This is a genomic window from Pseudescherichia sp. (assembly GCF_031998825.1).
Taxonomy (GTDB): Bacteria; Pseudomonadota; Gammaproteobacteria; order Enterobacterales; family Enterobacteriaceae; genus Pseudescherichia.
This window is the reverse complement of the sequence record NZ_DAMACX010000005.1, coordinates 46,572-65,840: the sequence shown is the minus strand read 5'-3', so window position 1 is coordinate 65,840 and position 19,269 is coordinate 46,572. Positions and strand designations below refer to the sequence as shown.

The window sequence follows — 19,269 nt, the reverse complement described above, 5'->3', positions numbered from 1 at the left end:
CTAAATCTACCAGGAGAAAGTCATGTTTCATCACTCATCCAAAATGCAGTTCCCCGTACGCGTTGAAAAAGCAGATCCGGAATTTGCCATGCTGCTGCAACAGGCGATTGGTGGCGTAGAGGGAGAGATCCGCGTAGCGATGCAATACTTTTTCCAGGCGATGGGGGCCAGAGGCGATGCCCGAATTCGGGATCTGCTCATTTCTACCGCCACAGAAGAGCTTAGCCATATCGAAATGCTAGGGTATGCCGTTGCCCTGAACCTTGAGGGCGCGCCGCTCTCCTATCAGGAGGCGTCAGCAAAAGACCCGGTAGTTAACGCCATTCTGGGCGGCATGAATCCCCGTCATATCCTCTCCTCCGGCTTAGCCGCGCTGCCGGTCAATGCTAACGGCGTACCCTTTGATATGAGTCATGTTTACGCATCCGGTAACGTTGCTGCCGACATGCTGGCAAACGTCACCGCCGAGGCCACCGGGCGCGTGCTGGCTACTCGCCTGTACAATCTGACTGAAGATAAGGGCATGAAAGATTTTCTTTCGTTTCTTATCGCTCGTGACACCATGCACCAGCAGCAGTGGCTGGCGGTGATTGAAGATATGGGTGGGCTGAATGCTTCCCTGCCAATCCCCAACAGCTTCCCGCAGGAAAATGAGGCACAGGAGCACGCCTATTACTGCCTGAATACCTCTCTCGACAAGCCGCTGCCGAAAGGGCGCTGGAGCGAAGGTCCGGCTTACGATGGACGCGGACAGTTTACGGCTAAAGAGCAGCCGGACATCCTGGGTGGCGAGCCCGCGCTGGGTGCTGCCCGTCCGGGCTCAGGTGCGCAGAAAGAGCAGATCGATGGCACGGTTCCACCGGTGAGTGGATCGGTGTAAACGCACTCCCGCTAAAAGAAAGCCCCGGCGGGACAGCGCCTGCCGGGGCAAGAGCTTATCCCGTGACCGCCTCTGCCGCCGGACGCTGCACACTCAGCGCGGCGATATCTTTTGGGGTAGTCCGGCAGCATCCGCCGATAAGCCGCGCACCGGCCTCTAACCACTGTGGTAAATATCCCACTAAGGAGCCGCATGAATCGCCGTGCGTATGCCACTCCTTCGTTGTCGCGTCGTAGGTTTCCCCGGAGTTAGGGTAGACAACCAGAGGCAGCGCCGTCAGGCTGTGCAGATGTTTTAGCGCTGCGGTCGTTTTCTCCAGCGCAATACAGTTAATCCCCAGCGCAACGATTTGCGGATATTTTGCCAGCGTCTCCACTACCTCGACGAGAGGGGTGCCGTCACTCAAGTGTCTCTCGTCACGTAAGGTAAATGAGAACCACGCCTGCGCCTGCGGATAGTCCAACAGCAGATCGGCTAATGCCTCTATCTCTGCAAACGAGGGTAAGGTTTCACAGGCCAGCAGATCTGCGCCCGCATTGAGCAACGCTTCTATCCGCGGACGGTGAAACGCCTGAAACTCTTCAGCGCTATGGACGTAGTCACCGCGATACTCAGAGCCATCGGCCAGATACGCGCCGTATGGCCCAACGGAGCCAGCCACAAGCAGCGGGCCCGCGCTGGCATTTTCTGCCTGATAAATTTCACGCGCCTCTTTCGCCAGCGCCACACTGTGCGCAATAAGCGCTCTCGATTGCGACTCGGTCAGCCCGCGAGCAGCAAAGCCAGCAGGCGTGGCCTGGTAACTGGCAGTAATCGCTGCCTGCGCGCCCGCACGGAAGTAATCCAGATGTACGTCGCGAATGAGCTGTGGATTTTCCATCAATACTTTGGCGGACCAGAGATTATCGGCAAGGTTGCATCCGCGCGCCTCCAGCTCGGTGGCCAGAGCGCCATCAAGGACAATAAAGGAGTGGCTTTCAAGCAGCGCGGTAAGAGGATTAATCTGCGGCATAGTCAGCCTCCTTCGATTCTGTTCTGTGGGTGAGAAAATAGGTCGCGTAGCAAAGGGCAACAAAAGGCACTCCGCAGTAAAGCGCAATGCGCTGATCCGGGTCGAATGCAAGCCCAACGCAGGCCAGCAGACACAGCACGAACCCCAGGACGGGGACCAGCGGATACCAGGGCGCTCTGTATTTTAGATCGGTCAACGGCTTGCCCAACTGTAGATGACGGCGACGAAAGATAAAGTGTGCCGCGCAGATACTGAGCCATACGGCGACAACGGCGAAACCAGAGATGGCGCTAAGGGCAACGAACACGGTATCGGGCGCGACTACGCTCGATAAAAGCGCCAGCAGACCGCCAAGCATTGAGACAGAAAGCGCGACCAGCGGCACGCCGTTCTTATTGACGCGGGCAAAACAGCTCGGCAGCGTTTTTTCATTGGACAGCGACCACAGCATGCGTCCCGATGCATAGAGTCCGGAGTTCGCCGCTGAGAGAATTGCGGTAAGAATGACGAAGTTAAAAATATCCGCCGCATAGGGAATGCCTATTTTCTCAAAGACCAGCACAAACGGACTCTTCTCGACGCCTGCCACCTGCATCGGAATAAGTGCCGCCAGGACAAAAACGGTGCCGATAAAGAATATAATCAGCCGGGCAATGGTGGTACGGATCGCGACCGGGATAGCGTGGTGTGGATTTTCCGTTTCGCCTGCCGCAATACCGATAAGCTCAGTGCCAGAAAATGCAAAATTGACTGCTACCATCGTCATCAAAATGGGCAAGCCGCCGTGTGGGAACCAGCCTTCACTGGTGAGGTTGGATAGCCCCGGCGCAGGTGAACCGTCTTTCATCGCGATAAAACCAAAAATCGCCCCGCAGCCTAAGATGATGAAAACGATGATGGTCACGACTTTAACCAGTGAAAACCAAAACTCGCCCTCGGCAAAAAAGCGCGTTGAAATCGCGTTAAGAGAAAAAATCACGACACAAAACAGGGCGCTCCATATCCAGACGGGAATATGCGGGAACCAGTACTGCATGCAGAACCCGGCGGCGGTAAAGCTGGACCCCAACGCAACGGTCCAGGTGAGCCAGTAGAGCCATGCCACGGTATATCCCGTTGCTGGGCCAATATAGCGCGCCGCATAGACATGAAAAGCACCTGTTACCGGCATCGCCACGGAAAGCTCACCAAGGCACTGCATCACCAGCCAGACAACCAGCGCTCCAATCAGATAAGCCAGCAGCGTTCCCGCTGCGCCTGTCGTAGAGATGATGTATCCCGTATTAAAAAATAACCCTGTGCCAATCACGCCGCCCAATGAAAGCATAATCAAATGGCGGGTTTTCATGGTGCGCTTTAGCTGCCCATTCTCTTGCTGCGTGTGCATATCACCTTCTAAACGTATGGATGTCTAAATGTCCGTTTGAAGGAGTTTTATACCCTGATTGTTAACAAAATGCCAGCAGCAGTGCATGCCCTGCTGGGGCAACAATTTATCCGGTGACCGCCTCTTCAACCGGGCGCTTCTCAATCAGCGTCAGCATGGTGTTGGCAATCTCACGTTCGCCCATCACCACCTGGTTTGCGCCGCGTTCGGTGATGTAATCCACCTCGTCGTCATAGTGCGCCCGGGCAATGATCTCAATGTTCGGGCACTTCTGGCGAGCGGTAGCCACTACTTCACCAGCCTCGTAACCGTTGGGGATGGTGAGCAGCAGCCAGCGGGCGCAGTCGAGGTGCGCAAGGTTCATGATCTCTTCGTTGGCCGCGTTGCCCAGCACCGCGCGGATACCGCGCTCACGCAGCTCGTCCACCCGGGTACGCGACGTTTCGATCACCACCAGCGGAATACCCTGCGCCATCAGCTTCTCGCCCAGCAGGCTGCCTACGCGGCCAAAACCCACCAGCAGAGCATGGTTGCAGATATCCACCGGGATCTGTTTCTCATCTTCGGTAACCTCTTCCAGCGTCTGCTCTTCCAGGGTTTCGGTCTTGTCGAGGTACTTCTCCAGCAGGGCAAAGAGGATTGGGTTAAGCATAATCGAGAGGATCGCACCCGCCAGAACCAGGTTCTGTCCGGTCTGCGGCAGCAGATCCAGCGCCATACCGAGGCCCGCCAGAATGAAGGCGAACTCACCAATCTGCGCCAGGCTAGCGGCGATGGTTAACGCGGTGCGCGGCGAGTGGCCGAACATGCGAACCAGGAAGAAGGCGGCAATGGATTTCCCAAAGATAATGATCGCCAGCGTCCCGGCGACGGCCAGCGGCTCATCGATCAAAATTTTCGGGTCGAACAGCATCCCGACGGAGACAAAGAAGAGAACTGCAAAGGCGTCGCGCAGGGGCAGGGTGTCGTGCGCGGCACGGTGGCTCAGCTCGGACTCGTTCAGCACCATACCGGCAAAGAACGCGCCGAGGGCAAAGGAGACGTCAAACAGCTCGACCGCACCAAAGGCGATGCCCAGCGCGAGGGCCAGCACCGAGAGGGTAAACAGCTCCCGCGAACCGGTAGCCGCGCTGCGGGCCATGATCCACGGGACAAGACGACGGCCGACCAGCATCATGATGGCGATAAACGCCACCACCTTGCCAATGGTGATCCCCATATCCAGCGACAGCGTCGCCAGCCCAACGTTACCTTTTTCAATCATGCCGGCGACGGCAGGCAGCAGGACCAGCGTTAACACCATCACCAGATCTTCTACAATCAGCCAGCCAATGGCGATCTGCCCACGCTGGCTGTCGATAAGCTGTCGCTCCTCAAGGGCGCGCAGCAGCACCACGGTACTGGCGGTAGAGAGACAGAGTCCAAAGACAATACCGGTCATTAGCGACCAGTCCATCACGGCGGAGAGCGCCATACCCAGCAGCGTCGCGACAGCAATCTGTGCGATAGCACCGGGAATGGCGATGGACTTTACCGCCATCAAATCCTTCAGCGAAAAGTGGAGACCCACGCCAAACATCAGCAGGATCACCCCCAGCTCAGCCAGCTCAGGAGCCAGCTTGGTATCGGCGACAAAGCCTGGGGTAAAAGGTCCGGAGAGCACGCCCGCTAACAGGTAACCCACCAGCGGAGAGATGCGCAGCTTATTGGCAATCATGCCGAGGATAAAGGCGAGCACAAGGCCGCCAACAATGGTGGTGATAAGCGGTGTGGCGTGATGCATTCCGTCTCCTTTCGCGGTAGTGGATCCATTTCTGGCTAAAAAACCAGAAGCCCGAGTTACAGTCTATGACAATTTTAATGATTATGTTGATGAATAATTGTTGAATATTGAAGAAAAGCACGCTCTGACATAAAAAAAGCGTATGAGAGGGGATTAGGGCAGTGAACGTCTTATAAGTGTTATGGCATGGGCAATGCAGGCGGCCGAAGTTTGCCTTTGGCCGCCCTGGAATCAGGCTTTATGGCGATTATCGGGCAGGAATATAGTTAACATCCCTAAAAGCGGCAGAAAAGCACAGATTTTATAGACTACGAATATATTAGTATGGTCGGCAACCAGCCCCAGCACGGCAGCGCCAAGCCCACCCATGCCAAAAGCGAAGCCAAAAAAGAGCCCGGAAACCATGCCGATACGTCCCGGCAGCAGCTCCTGGGCATAGACCAGAATGGCGGAAAAGGCCGATGCAAGGATAAAGCCAATGATCGCCGTTAAAATCCCGGTCCAGTAGAGGGATGCGTAGGGTAAAACCAGCGTAAAGGGGGCAACGCCGAGGATAGAGCCCCAAATAACATATTTGCGGCCAATCTTATCCCCGACAGGACCGCCAATTACCGTGCCCGCCGCAACCGCCAGCAGGAAGGCAAACAGATGAAACTGGGCGTTTTGTACCGATAAGTGGAATTTTTCCATCAAATAAAAGGTGTAATAGCTGCTGATACTCGCCATATAGAAGTATTTTGAAAAAATCAGCATCAGCAGGATGCCTACCGCCAGGATCACTTTATTACGCGGCAGCAGACTGCGCTCAATAACGGCTTTTTGCCCCTTATTCACCCGATGCTGGGCAGCATACCAGCGGCTGACCTGCGCCAGCACCACGATAGCCAGCAGCGCGGCCAGCACAAACCAGCCCACGTTACCCTTACCGTAGGGGGCGATAATCAACGCCGCCAGCAGCGGCCCGAGAGAGCTACCAAAGTTGCCCCCAACCTGAAAGATGGACTGCGCCAGACCATGACGGCCGCCGGAGGCCATGCGCGCTACGCGGGAGGACTCCGGGTGGAAAACAGAGGATCCGGTTCCTACCAGCCCCGCCGCCAGCAGCACCATGCCGAAGCTGCCTGCCAGCGCCAGCAGCACCAGGCCGCAGAGGGTAAAGCACATGCCGATAGGCAGCGACCACGGCATCGGGTGCTTATCGGTGTAGTAGCCCACTACCGGCTGTAAGAGCGAAGAGGCGAGCTGAAAGGTGAGGGTGATCATGCCGATCTGCACAAAGCTTAGCGAGAAGTCAGCCTGTAGCAGCGGGTAGAGGGCGAGGATCAGCGACTGCAACATATCGTTGAGCAGATGCGAGAGGCTGATCGCCCCCAGAATACCGAACGCAGTACGCGGCGGCGATGCGGCAGCGCCGGAAAGCGCGCCGGTGGATTGATTTATTGCCATAAAATGTCACTTCTTGTCTTTTATTGGAGTGCAGGAGTTGTGAAAGCGTCCTGATTATTAGCAAACTAAGATACGCGTCCCGACTCTTTGAGGGAAGTCGCAGACATAAAATCCTATTTGTTTATTCTCTGTCCCCGCGCTACTTTTGCGTGTGTTATGTCATCAGGGAGAGAGAAATGAATATGTTAAAGCAGGGCGTTGCACTGGCGCTTCTCGCCGCGTGGGGGCTCACCAGTCTGCCTGCCCAGGCCTGGGAACAGGATAAAACCTATAAAATAACCATCCTGCACACTAACGATCACCACGGCCACTTCTGGCGCAGCGATGACCGCGAATATGGTCTGGCAGCACAGAAAACGCTGGTGGACAGCGTCCGCAAAGAGGTGGCTGCCGAAGGGGGCAGCGTGCTAGTGCTCTCCGGTGGCGATATCAACACCGGCGTGCCGGAGTCCGATCTGCTGGACGCCGAGCCGGACTTCCGCGGCATGAACCTCATCGGCTACGACGCGATGGCGGTCGGCAACCATGAGTTTGATAACCCGATGGAGGTGCTGCGCCAGCAGGAGAAGTGGGCTAAGTTCCCCTTCCTGTCAGCCAATATTTATCAGAAGAGTACCGGCGAGCGTCTCTTTAAGCCGTGGGCTATCTTCAAGCGCCAGGATCTGAAAATCGGCGTAATCGGTCTGACCACCGATGACACCGCCAAAATTGGCAATCCGGAGTTCTTCACCGACATTGAGTTCCGCAAGCCCGCCGACGAGGCGAAGCTGGTGATTCAGGAGCTGAATGGTCTGGATGAAAAAGAGCGGCCGGATATCCTGATTGCCACCACCCATATGGGACACTACGATAACGGTGAGCACGGCTCCAACGCGCCGGGCGACGTCGAAATGGCGCGCAGCCTGCCGGCGGGTTCGCTGGCGATGATTGTCGGCGGCCACTCGCAAAACCCGGTCTGTATGGCTGCAGAGAATAAAAAGCAGGTAGATTATGTACCGGGCACGCCCTGCGCACCGGACCGGCAGAACGGTATCTGGATCGTTCAGGCTCACGAGTGGGGCAAATATGTCGGCCGCGCGGACTTTGAGTTCCGCAACGGTGAGATGAAGCTGGTGCACTATCAGCTGATCCCCATCAACCTGAAGAAAAAGGTCGTTTACGACAACGGCGAGAGCGAACGCGTGCTCTATGCGCCGGAGATCCCTGAAAACGCTCAGATGCTCTCCCTGCTGACGCCCTTCCAGAATAAAGGCAAGGCCCAGCTGACGGTGAAAATTGGTTCGGTCAATGCGCCTCTTGAAGGCGATCGCAGCAAAGTGCGCTTTGTACAGACCAATCTTGGGCACCTGATCCTCGCCGCGCAGATGGCACGTACCGGAGCCAACTTTGCCGTGATGAGCGGCGGCGGGATCCGCGACAGCATTGCCGCAGGGGATATCACCTACAAAGATGTGCTGAAGGTGCAGCCGTTCGGCAACGTCGTGGTCTATGCCGACCTGACCGGGAAAGAGGTGGTGGACTACCTCACCGCCGTGGCGCAGATGAAGCCCAATTCAGGGGCCTATCCGCAGTTTAGCCACGTCAGCTTTACGATGGCGAACGGCACGCTTAACGATCTGAAGATCGGCGGCGAGCCGGTAGATCTCGCTAAAACCTATCGTATGGCAACCCTCAGCTTTAACGCCACCGGCGGCGACGGCTATCCGCGTCTGGACGATAAGCCTGGCTACGTTAATACCGGCTTTATTGATGCCGAGGTGTTGAAGCAGTACATCCAGCAGAATTCACCGCTGGATGCCGCAACCCTTGAGCCGCAGGGCGAGGTGAACTGGCAGTAACGCTGTGCACTCTGTAGGCCTGATAAGGCGTCAGCCGCCATCAGGCGTATGTGGGATGCTGAACGCCGGATGGCGACGCTAACGCGTCTTATCCGGCCTACAACGAGTTAATCCCGGCGGGCGATATCGGCGAATTTTGCGTCCAGCATCTTCGCCAGGTCGCCTGCCGCCAGCTCAATATCCAGCCCGCGTCTGCCGCCGGAGATGTAGATCGTCGCGTATTCCTGAGCGGGAGCGTCAATAAGCGTCGGCAGGCGCTTTTTTTGCCCCAGCGGGCTGATGCCACCCACCAGATAACCGGTAGTGCGCTGGGCAACGGCGGGGTCGGCCATATCAACCTTCTTCGCCCCCAGCGCCTTCGCCACCTTTTTCAGATCCAGCTGACCTGCCACCGGCGTCACCGCGACCGCCAGCTGCTTCATATCACCGTTTACCGCCACCAGCAGCGTCTTGTAGACCTGGTCGGCGTTCAGGCCGAGCTTACGCACCACCTCATCGCCAAAGTTAGTTTCCTGAGGATCGTGATCGTAGCTATGCAGCTGAAAAGGGATCTTATTCTTTTCGAGTAACTTTACGGCGGGCGTCATAAAAATCCTTCTTACCACAGATGATCGAGCTATCAGCATACGCCTGACGGCGCTCGCAAAAATAGTACCATCTTGCCGTTTATGTTGGAGAGACGATCAATTCTGTCATGACCCGGTGCTGCGTGGATAAGAGTTAGCTAACGTTTATATGGCGTTTAAAAACGGCAGGAGCACCGGCAAACAGCGCATTTTCTGGAATATGAGATGTGACAACACTATTAGCTGCAATGACGCTGTTATCACCAATAGTGACACCCGGAAGAATAACCACACTTGCGCCGATCCAAACGTTATTACCGATGGTTACGGCCTCGGAGGCGGTTTCTTTGCGGTTTAATAAGTCTACAGGATGGGTAACGGTACAAATAGTCACGTTAGGCCCCAGCATCGTTTTTTCGCCGATGGTAATCATTTCGTTATCCAGCATCGTGCAGTTATAATTAACGAAAGATCCATCTCCAAGACGAATATTGCCGCAGGTGTAAAAGAAAGGAGCGTAAATTACTGATTTTCCATGAAAAACGAACCCTGATTTACGCAGTGCTAAATTGCGCTTTTTGCGGGAAAAATTTGAGTTATTAAAAATCCATACTGCTGTTTTTATTGATAATTTGGTGGAGAAAAATAACTTTAAATAGCTCAGTATGCTTAATTTATCTTGGGGTTGACTTTGTCAAGAGGATAATTAGTAAGCTTGAACAATGCAAGCGTAAAGTAGTTTTAGTCAATTAAGGACAATCTTAAGAAGACTATTTTTTGTTGTTCATCCTGACGTTAAATGCAAAACAGGCTGGGGAGTTTCGGGACGCTATATTATGCGCTCATTTTCTGCCGCAGAAGCGTTGGTAAATTTCCTTCGCCATAGAGGTGCAGTGCGCCTGCAGCCACCACATAGTGGCCCGGCGGCAGCGCCAGCAGCCGTTTGCACCAGGCCTGGTTGCGCTGATGCATTAGCACATCGTAAAGCGGCTGGCTAAAGGTAGAGGGGAGGGGCTGCGACGCCTCGGCAGGGGGACTGTTGAGCCACCAGCTGAGCATCACCTGTAACAGACGGGCATTGGTGTGCCAGTGGGTGAGGGTATCCAGCAGCAGCGCTTTCCCATCCTCCGGTAGCTGACAGAGCAGGTTAACCTGATCCGCCGTTCCCTCCAGCTCAATCACTTGCATCTGCCTATTGTGGGCGGCCTGCAGCATCTGATAGTCGATACCGTAGTCGGGGCGCAGACCTAAGCGCTGGGCCTGGGTTGCCTGCAATACAAGCGCGATCTTCCATGCGGGCTGCTGGTCAAAGCTCTCCAGCGGCAGTGCCAGCTCGTTCAGCACCCGGGATAACGCGGCAAGCTGGGCGGGATCCAGCCGCTCCGCCAGCGGTGGGCGCGGAGGAAGCTCGGAGAAAGGCGAGCCGCTAACAGAGACGTCGGCTTCAACGATCAGGGCATCGGCCTGCTTAAGCTTGCGCAGCAGCCCTTCCGGCAGGGGAGACATATCGCGGGTGCCCATGTGGATACTGCCGACCAGGTGCAGGTAGCGCCCACCCGGCAGGGTAACATCCAGCGCGGGCCACGAATAGGTGCGGCTGTACAGCGCACCCAACAGCATTTTTAAACGGCTAAACAGGCCCATACGCTCTCCCGGCTGAAAGACCCATGCTAGCGCGAGCCGGGAGAAGGTGCAAATCAGGCAGGCAGCTTACTCTTTGGGCGTAAAACGCAGGAGGCGGTTGGCGTTGCTCACCACCGTAATGGAGGAGAGCGCCATCGCCGCACCCGCCACCACTGGATTGAGCAGCGACCCGGTCAGCGGCCACAGAACCCCGGCAGCAATCGGAATGCCCAGCGAGTTATAGATAAACGCCCCCACCAGGTTCTGCTTCATGTTGCGCAGCGTGGCGCGAGAGATGGCCAGCGCATCGGCAACGCCCATCAGGCTGTGACGCATTAGGGTGATAGCAGCGGTCTCAATCGCCACGTCGCTGCCGCCGCCCATGGCGATACCGACCTCGGCCTGGGCCAGCGCCGGGGCATCGTTGATGCCGTCCCCCACCATGGCGACCTGACGACCCTGACGCTGTAGATCCTGAATCGCGGCGGCTTTGCCATCCGGCAGCACCCCGGCGATCACCTCGTCGATACCGGCCTCTTTGGCGATGGCGTTGGCGGTGACGGCGTTGTCACCGGTCAGCATCACCAGCCGGTAGCCGGCACGGTGCAGGCGCTGCAATGCCGCCACGCTATCCTCACGCAGCGGATCGCGAATGGCAAATAGCGCCGCCGCCTTACCATCAACTGCCAGCAGCACCGGCGTCGCACCCGTGGCTGCCTGGGCGGTGATATCCCTCTCCAGCACAGCGGTATCAATCCCCTGTTCGTTCAGCAGGGCCTGGTTACCCAGCAGCAGGCGTCGGCCTTCGCAATCTCCGCTCAGGCCCAGCCCGCGCAGGGTACGAAAGTTAATCACCTCTGCCAACGGCTCCGTTCCGGCCTTGTCGATAATCGCCCGGGCCAGCGGGTGACTGGAACCCTGCTCCAGCGCGGCGGCCAGGCGCAGCGCCTGCTCGCTGGAGAGATCGCTATAAGTTGTGACCGATGCTACCTGCGGGCGGCCCTCGGTGAGGGTGCCGGTCTTATCAAACACCAGCGTATCAAGCTGGCTGGCACGCTGGAGCGCATCGGCATCGCGCACCAGCACGCCAAACTCGGCGGCGCGGCCGACACCGGAGATAATCGACATCGGCGTGGCCAGGCCCAGCGCGCAGGGGCAGGCAATAATCAGCACCGTGGTGGCGATCACCAGGGTATAGACAATCTGCGGGGCAGGGCCAAAGAGGTACCAGGTCGCCCCGCTCACGAGGGCAATCGCGACCACCACCGGCACGAAGACCGCGGAGATCCTGTCCGCCAGCTGGCCGATCTCCGGCTTGCTGCTCTGGGCCTGGCGCACCAGGCGGACGATCCGCGAGAGGGTCGTATGGCTGCCGGTGCGGCTGGCGCGAAACAGCACGCTGCCGTCGGAGACTACCGTTCCCGCATGAATAGTATCGTCACGCTGTTTCTGCTGCGGAACAGGTTCGCCGGTCAGCATCGCCTCATCAAGCCAGGCTTCGCCCTGGACAATCTCCCCGTCAACCGGAACGCGATCGCCTGTAGTCAGGCGCAGCGTCATGCCCGGATGAACCTCGGCAAGGGGAACGGTCTCTTCCCCGGCATCGGTCACCACTCTGGCGGTAGGCGGGGTCAGGTCGAGCAGGCGCTCCAGCGCTTTTGATGAACGCTGGCGGGCACGAGCCTCCAGCATATGGCCAAGGTTGATCAGGCCGATAATCATCGCGCTGGCTTCATAGTAAAGGTGGCGCGCCTCCATCGGGAACCAGGTCGGCCAGAGGTTGACGCTCATCGAGTAGAGCCAGGCGGCTCCGGTACCCAGCGCCACCAGGGTGTCCATGGTGGCGGTACGGTTCAGCAGGCTTTTCCACGCGCTGCGGTAGAAGTGGCCCCCGGCAAAGATCATCACTCCAAGGGTGATCAGGCCGATGACCAGCCAGAGGCTGCGGTTGGCATCGGTGACCATCATATTGTCACCTGCCATACCCCAGATCATCACCGGGATACCCACCAGCAGGGCAACAATCGCCTGCCAGCGGAAGCGTTTCATGGTAGCAACGGCGGTCTCCTGCTGGCGTTCGCGGCGGGTGGCGTCATCGTCAATCGCCTCCGCACCGTAGCCCGCGCTTTCCACCGCGCTCACTAATTCAGCGGCGGAGGCGCTGCCCATAACCAGCGCAGAGCGCTCCGCCAGATTGACCCGTGCCTGGGTTACGCCGGGTACCGCCTGCAAGGCTTTCTGCACTCGGGTAACGCAGCTGGCGCAGCTCATGCCACTCAACAGCAGCTGCTGGCTGTCGTCAGTGTCATCCGCTGCCGGAAGCTCAGTTTCGGCCGCTGTCAGTGCTTCCGACGGAGGTGATGACTCTGCCAGCGGATCAGCCTTTGGGTGGCTAAGCGTCGCCCCGTACCCGGCCTGTTTAACGGTATCGATCAGTGCATCCGCATCGGCGCTACCGGTGACTTCCGCCCGGTCGATGGTGACCTCGGCGCGCTCCACGTCGGGGCGCTGTTCAAGACTCTCTTTCACCCGTTTGACGCAGTGGCCGCAGGAGAGACCCTCCAGCGCCAGTTCGATTGTTTGGGACATCATCATACTCCTGTGCATTAAGGATTGACTGAGCCGCTATTTTGGCTAACTGTACATAAGCTTAAACCTTCCATTAAGGGGAAGGTCAAGGGGGAAGCATGAATATTAGCGACGTAGCAAAAAAGACAGGCTTAACCAGCAAGGCGATCCGCTTCTATGAGGAGAAGGGGCTGGTGACGCCGCCGCTGCGCAGCGAGAACGGCTATCGCAGCTACACGCAGCAGCATCTGGATGAGCTGACTCTGCTGCGCCAGGCGCGGCAGGTGGGGTTTAATCTTGAGGAGTGCGGCGAGCTGGTCACCCTGTTCAACGATCCGGCCCGGCACAGCGCCGACGTGAAGGCCTACACTCTACAAAAAGTGGCGGAGATCGAGCGTCACATTGTTGAGCTACAGGCGATGCGCGATCAGCTGCTGAGCCTGGCGAACGCCTGTCCGGGTGATGACGGTGCCGACTGTCCGATTATCGATAACCTCTCCGGCTGCTGCCACCGGCATTCGGCTAAGGAGAGCTAGCGCGCTTTGATACGCAGGGTAATGCCTTCAACCGCCACCACTTCCACCGGCGTCCCGGCAGGCAGATCGTCATCGGCGCTCACCGGCCAGGTACTGTCGCCGACGCGCATATGGCCGCGGCCGTTAACGAGAGGGGTGTCGAGGGTAAAGTGTTTGCCCACCAGCTGCACGCCGCGCTGGTTAAGCGCCGCGTCGGCGGGCTTCTGCTCGCGCACGCGGCGGGCCAGCCAGCGCCACCACAGCCACGCCGCCAGCAGGGTGAGCAGGGCAAACAGCGCCCCCTGCCACTCCCAGCCAAACGGCAGCAGCCAGACCAGCAGGCCGGTCACCACCGCCGCCACGCCGCTCCAGAGCAGATAGCCGTTGCCGCCCAGCATCTCGGCCGCCAGCAGCAGGCCGCCAAGGCTGAGCCAGAAGAGGTGCGGGTGCTGGAGCAGGGAGTCGATCATAGGCCTTTCCGTTCGCTGGCGCTCTCTTTCACCAGCTCGGCGATGCCAGCGATAGAGCCCATCAGGCTGCTGGCCTCCAGCGGCATCAGTACGACTTTGCTATTGGTTGATGAGCCAATGTGCTGGAGCGCCTCGGTGTATTTCTGCGCCACGAAGTAGTTCACCGCCTGAATATCCCCGGCGGCAATCGCCTCGGAGACCATCTGGGTAGCGCGGGCCTCCGCCTCGGCCGAACGCTCACGGGCTTCCGCCTGCAAAAACGCCGACTGTCGCTCGCCCTCGGCCTTGAGGATCTTCGACTGCTTCTCCCCCTCGGCCTTGACGATCTGCGCCTGGCGGATCCCCTCAGCTTCCAGAATGTAGGCGCGCTTGGTTCGCTCGGCCTTCATCTGGGCGTTCATAGAGGAGATAAGCTCGGCGGGCGGGCGCACGTCGCGGATCTCAATGCGCGTCACCTTGATACCCCAGGGGTTGGTCGCCTCATCAACGATATGCAGCAGACGGGTGTTGATGTTATCGCGCTGGGAGAGCATCTCGTCCAGCTCCATCGACCCTAAAACGGTACGGATGTTGGTCATCGTCAGGTTGATGATGGCCAGCTCCAGGTTGCTTACCTCATAGGCCGCCTTCGGGGCGTCGATCACCTGGATAAAGCAGACCGCATCGATGGTGACGTTGGCGTTATCCTTGGAAATGACCTCCTGAGAGGGGATATCCAATACCTGTTCCATCATATTGATTTTGCGGCCAATCCTGTCCATAAACGGCACAACCAGGCTCAGGCCCGGCTGTAACGATTTGGTGTAGCGCCCGAAGCGCTCCACGGTCCACTGGTAGCCCTGCGGCACAATCTTTACGCCCGCGCCGACAATCACCAGCGCGACGAAAATCAGTACCGGGATGACGATAAGCATTTACACCCTCCCTGCCGCAATAGCGGTCAATCAATAAAGCAGTGAATAGAGCTTGCGGCGATAGGATGTAGCCAGCGCATCACCGGTCCCCAGCGCGGCGAGGATCTCCTGCAGCATTTTACGCGCCTCGCCGTTGGCAGCAGAGAGATCCTTGCGCAGATGGCTAAACAGCAGCTCCAGCGCCTCTTCGTTGCGCCCAACCTGATGCAGCTGCAACGCCAGCTGGGTTGCCAGCTCGGCGTTCTCCGGCGACTGCTCAACCTGCTGTTGCAGAAGCTGGATCTCTGGAGTATCGGCGGCCTTTTTCAGCAGCTCGATCTGCGCCACCAGGCCCTGGTAGCGGGTATCCTGATCCTGCAGCGGAATAGTTTTCAGCACCGCTTCGGCTTCGTCGGCGCGGTTAAGGACGATCAGCGTCTCGGCCAGCAGCAGACCAAACTCACCGTTCTGATTCGACAGCTGCCAGGCCTCTTTCGCCAGCGGCAGCGCCTCGGCATAGTTGCCTTCCTGAGCCAGGGCCATCGCCTGCTGGGCTTTCAGCTCCTCAGGGCGGGGCAGAACCTTCTCCAGCAGAGCGCGGATCGCCTCTTCCGGCTGAGGCCCCTGGAAGCCGTCCACCGGCTGGCCGTTCTGGAACAGATAGACGGTTGGGATCGCCCGCAGGCCAAACTGCGAGGCCACCATCTGCTCAGCGTCGCAGTCCACCTTCGCCAGAATAAACTGCCCGCTATACTGCGCGGCCAGCGACTCCAGCACCGGGGTCAGCTGCTGGCAGTGCTGGCTACGATCGGACCAGAAATAGAAAAGCACCGGCAGGTTAACCGACTGCTCTAGCGTCTGTTGGAGGTTCGCTTCGGTAATAGTGACAATATTCTGTACGGACATAGCTAATTCTCTGTTTTCACGTTTATCTTTACATGGGGTTGAGAGGTGTGGCCTTCAACTCACCCACGCAAAATTTTATCCATCGCCCGTCCCGGCAGCAGGCGCTTCAGCCAGCAGACGGCGTGGGTCACCAGCGTCACCGGATAGCGCAGCTTTGGACGCTTGCTCTCAAAAGCATGGCGCACTTTCGCCACTACCGCCTCCGGACCAAGGGTAAACCGTGCGGCAATGCCAGGATTTTCTACCGGGTTATCCTGCTGGGTCTGGTTAACGTTTTTGGTGAAGCGCGTACGGATGGGGCCGGGCTCGATCAGGCTCACCTGAATGCCGCTGTGGCGCAGCTCCATGCGCAGGGCATCCGACCACGCCTCAAGGGCATATTTACTCGCCGCGTAAGCCCCGCGTCCCGCCGTGGAGATCAGCCCCATTACCGAGGAGGTCATCACGATACGCCCTTCGCCGTAAGGGAGCATTGCGGGCAGCAGGCGCATGGTCAGCTGATGCGCACCAAAGAAGTTGGCGGAGAACTGCTGCTCCATCTGCTCGCGGCTGATGGTGGCCAGCGGGCCGTAGACGCCGTAGCCGGCATTGTTAAAGATGCCGTAGAGGCGATTGCCGGTCCGCGCAATAATCTCATCGGCGGCGCGATCGACGCTCTCCGGGAGGTCGAGATCCAGCAGGATGCCGGTAAAGCCCATCCCGTTCATGCGTGAGACGTCATCAGGCTTGCGGCAGGCGGCAAGGATATGAAACCCCTGGCGCTTTAGCTCTACTGCTGCTTCCAGACCGATTCCGCTGGAACATCCTGTTATTAAGACCGATTTTTGCATAACTTTACCCGTAGGCGTCCCCGATTATTTATGAGTCATGGTTAACTATCATGGTTAACTAAAGGTGCGAGGCGCGTGGCCATCCAGTCGGCGATAAACGGCTGGGCATCCAGATTGGGGTGAATGCCATCATCCTGCATCCACTGCGGCTTGAGATAGACCTCCTCCATAAAGAAGGGGAGCAGCGGTACGTCAAACTCTTTGGCCAGCGCAGGATAGATCGCGCTAAAGGTCTCCGTATAGCGACGGCCATAGTTGGCCGGCAGGCGGATCTGCATCAGCAGCGGCTGTGCGTTGGCGTCCTTAATGGTCTGCAAAATTTTACGCAGGGTCTGCTCGGTCTGCTGTGGCGCAAAGCCGCGCAGGCCGTCGTTGCCTCCCAGCTCCACCAGCACCCAGCGCGGCCGGTGCTGCTTTAGCAGCGTGGGCAGACGGGAAAGCCCCTGCTGGGAGGTATCGCCGCTTATACTGGCATTAACCACCGGCGGCGTCTGCTGCCACTTATCGTTAAGCAGCGCAGGCCAGGCCGAGTTGGCCGCCATGCGGTACCCGGCGCTCAGGCTGTCACCGAGAACCAACAGCGTGTCAGCGGCTGCGGCACGGAAGGTAAACAGAAGCATAAACAGGAAGGGCAAATGCCAGCGGAAAACATTGTTGAAGTTCATCATCTTAAGAAGTCCGTCGGTCAGGGGGAACATGAGCTTTCCATCCTCACCGGAGTTGAGCTGGTTGTCAAACCGGCGCAGACGATTGCCCTGATCGGCGAATCGGGTTCCGGTAAGTCAACCCTGCTGGCGATCCTCGCCGGGCTGGACGACGGCAGCAGCGGCGAGGTTAGCCTGCTGGGCCAGCCTCTGCACACCATGGATGAGGAGGCGCGGGCGGCGCTGCGGGCGCAGAACGTCGGCTTTGTCTTCCAGTCCTTTATGCTGATCCCCACCCTGAATGCGCTGGAGAACGTCGAGCTACCGGCGCTGCTGCGCGGTGAAAACGGTCGCCAGAGTCGCGAGAGCGCCAAAACGCTGCTGACCGATCTCGGCCTGGGCAAGCGGCTGGATCACCTTCCTGCCCAGCTCTCCGGCGGCGAGCAGCAGCGCGTGGCGCTGGCCCGCGCCTTCAACGGTCGCCCCGGCGTGCTCTTTGCCGATGAGCCGACCGGTAACCTCGACCGGCAGACCGGAGATAAGATCGCCGATCTGCTCTTCTCCATGAACCAGCAGTATGGCACCACGCTGATTCTGGTCACGCACGATCCGCAGCTGGCGGCCCGCTGCGATCGTCGCCTGCGGCTGGTCAACGGCGAACTGCGGGAGGAAGCATGATTGCCCGCTGGTTCTGGCGCGAATGGCGTTCGCCGTCGCTGCTGATCGTCTGGCTGGCCCTCAGCCTGGCGGTGGCCTGCGTGCTGGCGCTGGGCAACATCAGCGATCGCATGGAGAAAGGCCTTAGCCAGCAGAGCCGCGACTTTATGGCGGGTGACCGGGCGCTGCGCAGCTCCCGTGAAATCCCTCCGGCGTGGCTGGAGGAGGCACGCAAGCGAGGCCTGAAGGTGGGCGAGCAGCTCACTTTCGCCACCATGACCTTTGCCGGGGATACGCCGCAGCTGGCTAACGTCAAGGCCGTGGACGCTATCTACCCTATGTATGGCGAGCTGCAAACCAATCCGCCGGGCCTCAAGCCGCAGGCGGGGACGGTGCTCCTTGCCCCGCGCCTGATGGCGCTGCTGAGCCTTAAGCCCGGCGACTATATCGACGTGGGTGACGCCCGGCTGCGCATTGCCGGGGAGGTGGTGCAGGAGCCGGACGCCGGGTTTAACCCCTTCCAGATGGCCCCGCGTCTGATGATGAACCTTGCCGACGTGGCGGCGACCGACGCGGTACAGCCCGGCAGCCGCGTAATGTGGCGCATCAAGTTTGGCGGCACGCCGCAGCAGCTCGAAGATTACGAAAAGTGGCTCCTGCCGCAGCTCACACCGGAGCAGCGCTGGTATGGCCTCGAGCAGGACGAAGGGGCGCTGGGGAAATCCCTCGAGCGCTCCCAGCAGTTCCTGCTGCTGTCGGCCCTGCTGACCCTGCTGCTGGCGATCGCCGCCGTGGCGGTGGCGATGAACCACTACTGCCGCAGCCGCTACGATCTGGTCGCCATTCTGAAAACGCTGGGGGCAGGGCGCGCCCAGCTGCAAAAGCTGATTGTCGGCCAGTGGCTGCTGGTGCTGGCCCTCGCCACCGTCACCGGGGGCGCTATCGGCCTGCTGTTTGAGCAGGTATTGATGATCCTGCTCAAGCCGGTGCTGCCCGCTGCGCTGCCGCCTGCCAGCCTCTGGCCGTGGCTGTGGACGACAGGGGCGATGCTGGTGATCTCTCTGCTGGTGGGGCTGCGACCCTATCGTCTGCTGCTGGCGACCGCGCCGATCCGCGTCCTGCGCCGCGATGCGGTGGCTAACGTCTGGCCGCTGAAGCTCTACCTGCCGATTGTCGCCGCCGTTGCGGTGCTGCTGCTGGCCTGGCTGATGGGCGGCAGCATGCTGCTGTGGGCGGTATTGGCGGGCGCGG

General features: G+C 58.9%; 18 protein-coding genes. 5 read left to right on the top strand and 13 right to left on the bottom strand.

The window, feature by feature from the left end; all coding sequences use genetic code 11:
• Positions 1-22: 22 nt before the first annotated feature.
• The gene (locus RTP97_RS03820; RefSeq protein ID WP_312411085.1) at positions 23-880 is read left to right on the top strand and encodes a manganese catalase family protein; all 858 of its coding nucleotides are present in this window, start codon (positions 23-25) and stop codon (positions 878-880) included.
• Between the two features lie 55 nt (positions 881-935).
• Here RTP97_RS03820 and mmuM read toward each other — a convergent pair whose 3' ends face one another.
• From mmuM to RTP97_RS03800, 4 genes are all read right to left on the bottom strand, one after another.
• Positions 936-1,892 (bottom strand): homocysteine S-methyltransferase, encoded by a 957-nt coding sequence (gene mmuM / locus RTP97_RS03815; RefSeq protein ID WP_312411083.1) that lies wholly within the window; start codon positions 1,890-1,892, stop codon positions 936-938.
• The gene (mmuP, locus tag RTP97_RS03810; protein WP_312411081.1) at positions 1,879-3,279 is read right to left on the bottom strand and encodes an S-methylmethionine permease; all 1,401 of its coding nucleotides are present in this window, start codon (positions 3,277-3,279) and stop codon (positions 1,879-1,881) included. The genes mmuM and mmuP overlap by 14 nt, the downstream gene beginning before the upstream one ends.
• A gap of 106 nt (positions 3,280-3,385) precedes the next feature.
• On the bottom strand, positions 3,386-5,062 hold the full coding sequence (gene ybaL, locus RTP97_RS03805) for a YbaL family putative K(+) efflux transporter (RefSeq protein WP_312411078.1): 1,677 nt from the start codon (positions 5,060-5,062) through the stop codon (positions 3,386-3,388).
• Between the two features lie 231 nt (positions 5,063-5,293).
• Positions 5,294-6,508: an MFS transporter gene (locus tag RTP97_RS03800; protein ID WP_312411075.1), complete on the bottom strand. Its 1,215-nt coding sequence runs from the start codon at positions 6,506-6,508 to the stop codon at positions 5,294-5,296.
• A 176-nt stretch (positions 6,509-6,684) separates the two neighbouring features.
• Between RTP97_RS03800 and ushA the strand changes: the two genes are divergently transcribed.
• Positions 6,685-8,346, top strand: coding sequence for a bifunctional UDP-sugar hydrolase/5'-nucleotidase UshA (ushA, locus tag RTP97_RS03795; protein WP_312411072.1), 1,662 nt, complete (start codon positions 6,685-6,687; stop codon positions 8,344-8,346).
• Between the two features lie 107 nt (positions 8,347-8,453).
• Here ushA and ybaK read toward each other — a convergent pair whose 3' ends face one another.
• The 4 genes from ybaK to copA all read right to left on the bottom strand — a co-directional run bounded on the left by ybaK (position 8,454) and on the right by copA (position 13,124).
• Complete coding sequence (gene ybaK / locus RTP97_RS03790) at positions 8,454-8,933, bottom strand: Cys-tRNA(Pro)/Cys-tRNA(Cys) deacylase YbaK (protein ID WP_312411070.1); 480 nt, start codon at positions 8,931-8,933, stop codon at positions 8,454-8,456.
• Positions 8,934-9,066: 133 nt separating this feature from the next.
• Positions 9,067-9,345, bottom strand: coding sequence for a DapH/DapD/GlmU-related protein (locus tag RTP97_RS03785; protein ID WP_312411067.1), 279 nt, complete (start codon positions 9,343-9,345; stop codon positions 9,067-9,069).
• A 401-nt stretch (positions 9,346-9,746) separates the two neighbouring features.
• Positions 9,747-10,556 carry a TraB/GumN family protein gene (locus RTP97_RS03780; protein WP_312411064.1) on the bottom strand — a complete coding sequence of 270 codons (810 nt, stop codon included), beginning with the start codon at positions 10,554-10,556 and terminating at the stop codon, positions 9,747-9,749.
• Between the two features lie 66 nt (positions 10,557-10,622).
• A complete protein-coding gene (gene copA / locus RTP97_RS03775) occupies positions 10,623-13,124 on the bottom strand; it encodes a copper-exporting P-type ATPase CopA (RefSeq protein WP_312411061.1) in 2,502 nt (833 codons plus the stop codon).
• Between the two features lie 98 nt (positions 13,125-13,222).
• Here copA and cueR point away from each other — a divergent pair, with 98 nt between their 5' ends.
• Positions 13,223-13,639, top strand: a complete 417-nt coding sequence (cueR, locus tag RTP97_RS03770) for a Cu(I)-responsive transcriptional regulator (protein WP_154057423.1) — start codon at positions 13,223-13,225, stop codon at positions 13,637-13,639.
• On the opposite strand, the gene RTP97_RS03765 is transcribed toward cueR, so the two are convergent.
• From RTP97_RS03765 to tesA, 5 genes are read right to left on the bottom strand one after another with little or no spacing between them, the layout of a single operon-like run.
• Complete coding sequence (locus RTP97_RS03765; protein WP_312411058.1) at positions 13,636-14,088, bottom strand: NfeD family protein; 453 nt, start codon at positions 14,086-14,088, stop codon at positions 13,636-13,638. The genes cueR and RTP97_RS03765 overlap by 4 nt on opposite strands.
• Entirely contained in the window at positions 14,085-15,002 is a 918-nt protein-coding gene (locus tag RTP97_RS03760) for an SPFH domain-containing protein (protein ID WP_312211269.1), read from the bottom strand. The genes RTP97_RS03765 and RTP97_RS03760 overlap by 4 nt, the downstream gene beginning before the upstream one ends.
• 30 nt (positions 15,003-15,032) lie before the next feature.
• Positions 15,033-15,887 carry a co-chaperone YbbN gene (locus tag RTP97_RS03755; RefSeq protein WP_312411055.1) on the bottom strand — a complete coding sequence of 285 codons (855 nt, stop codon included), beginning with the start codon at positions 15,885-15,887 and terminating at the stop codon, positions 15,033-15,035.
• A gap of 59 nt (positions 15,888-15,946) precedes the next feature.
• Entirely contained in the window at positions 15,947-16,717 is a 771-nt protein-coding gene (locus RTP97_RS03750; RefSeq protein WP_312411053.1) for an SDR family oxidoreductase, read from the bottom strand.
• 41 nt (positions 16,718-16,758) lie between these two features.
• Positions 16,759-17,382: a multifunctional acyl-CoA thioesterase I/protease I/lysophospholipase L1 gene (gene tesA, locus RTP97_RS03745; protein WP_312411199.1), complete on the bottom strand. Its 624-nt coding sequence runs from the start codon at positions 17,380-17,382 to the stop codon at positions 16,759-16,761.
• Between tesA and ybbA the strand changes: the two genes are divergently transcribed.
• Together ybbA and RTP97_RS03735 are read left to right on the top strand one after the other, a co-directional pair.
• Entirely contained in the window at positions 17,353-18,039 is a 687-nt protein-coding gene (gene ybbA / locus RTP97_RS03740; protein WP_312411052.1) for a putative ABC transporter ATP-binding protein YbbA, read from the top strand. The two genes, tesA and ybbA, sit on opposite strands and share 30 nt — an antisense overlap.
• Positions 18,036-19,269 (top strand): FtsX-like permease family protein (locus RTP97_RS03735; RefSeq protein WP_312411051.1); only part of this gene is annotated, 1,234 nt, incomplete at its 3' end. The genes ybbA and RTP97_RS03735, both read left to right, overlap by 4 nt.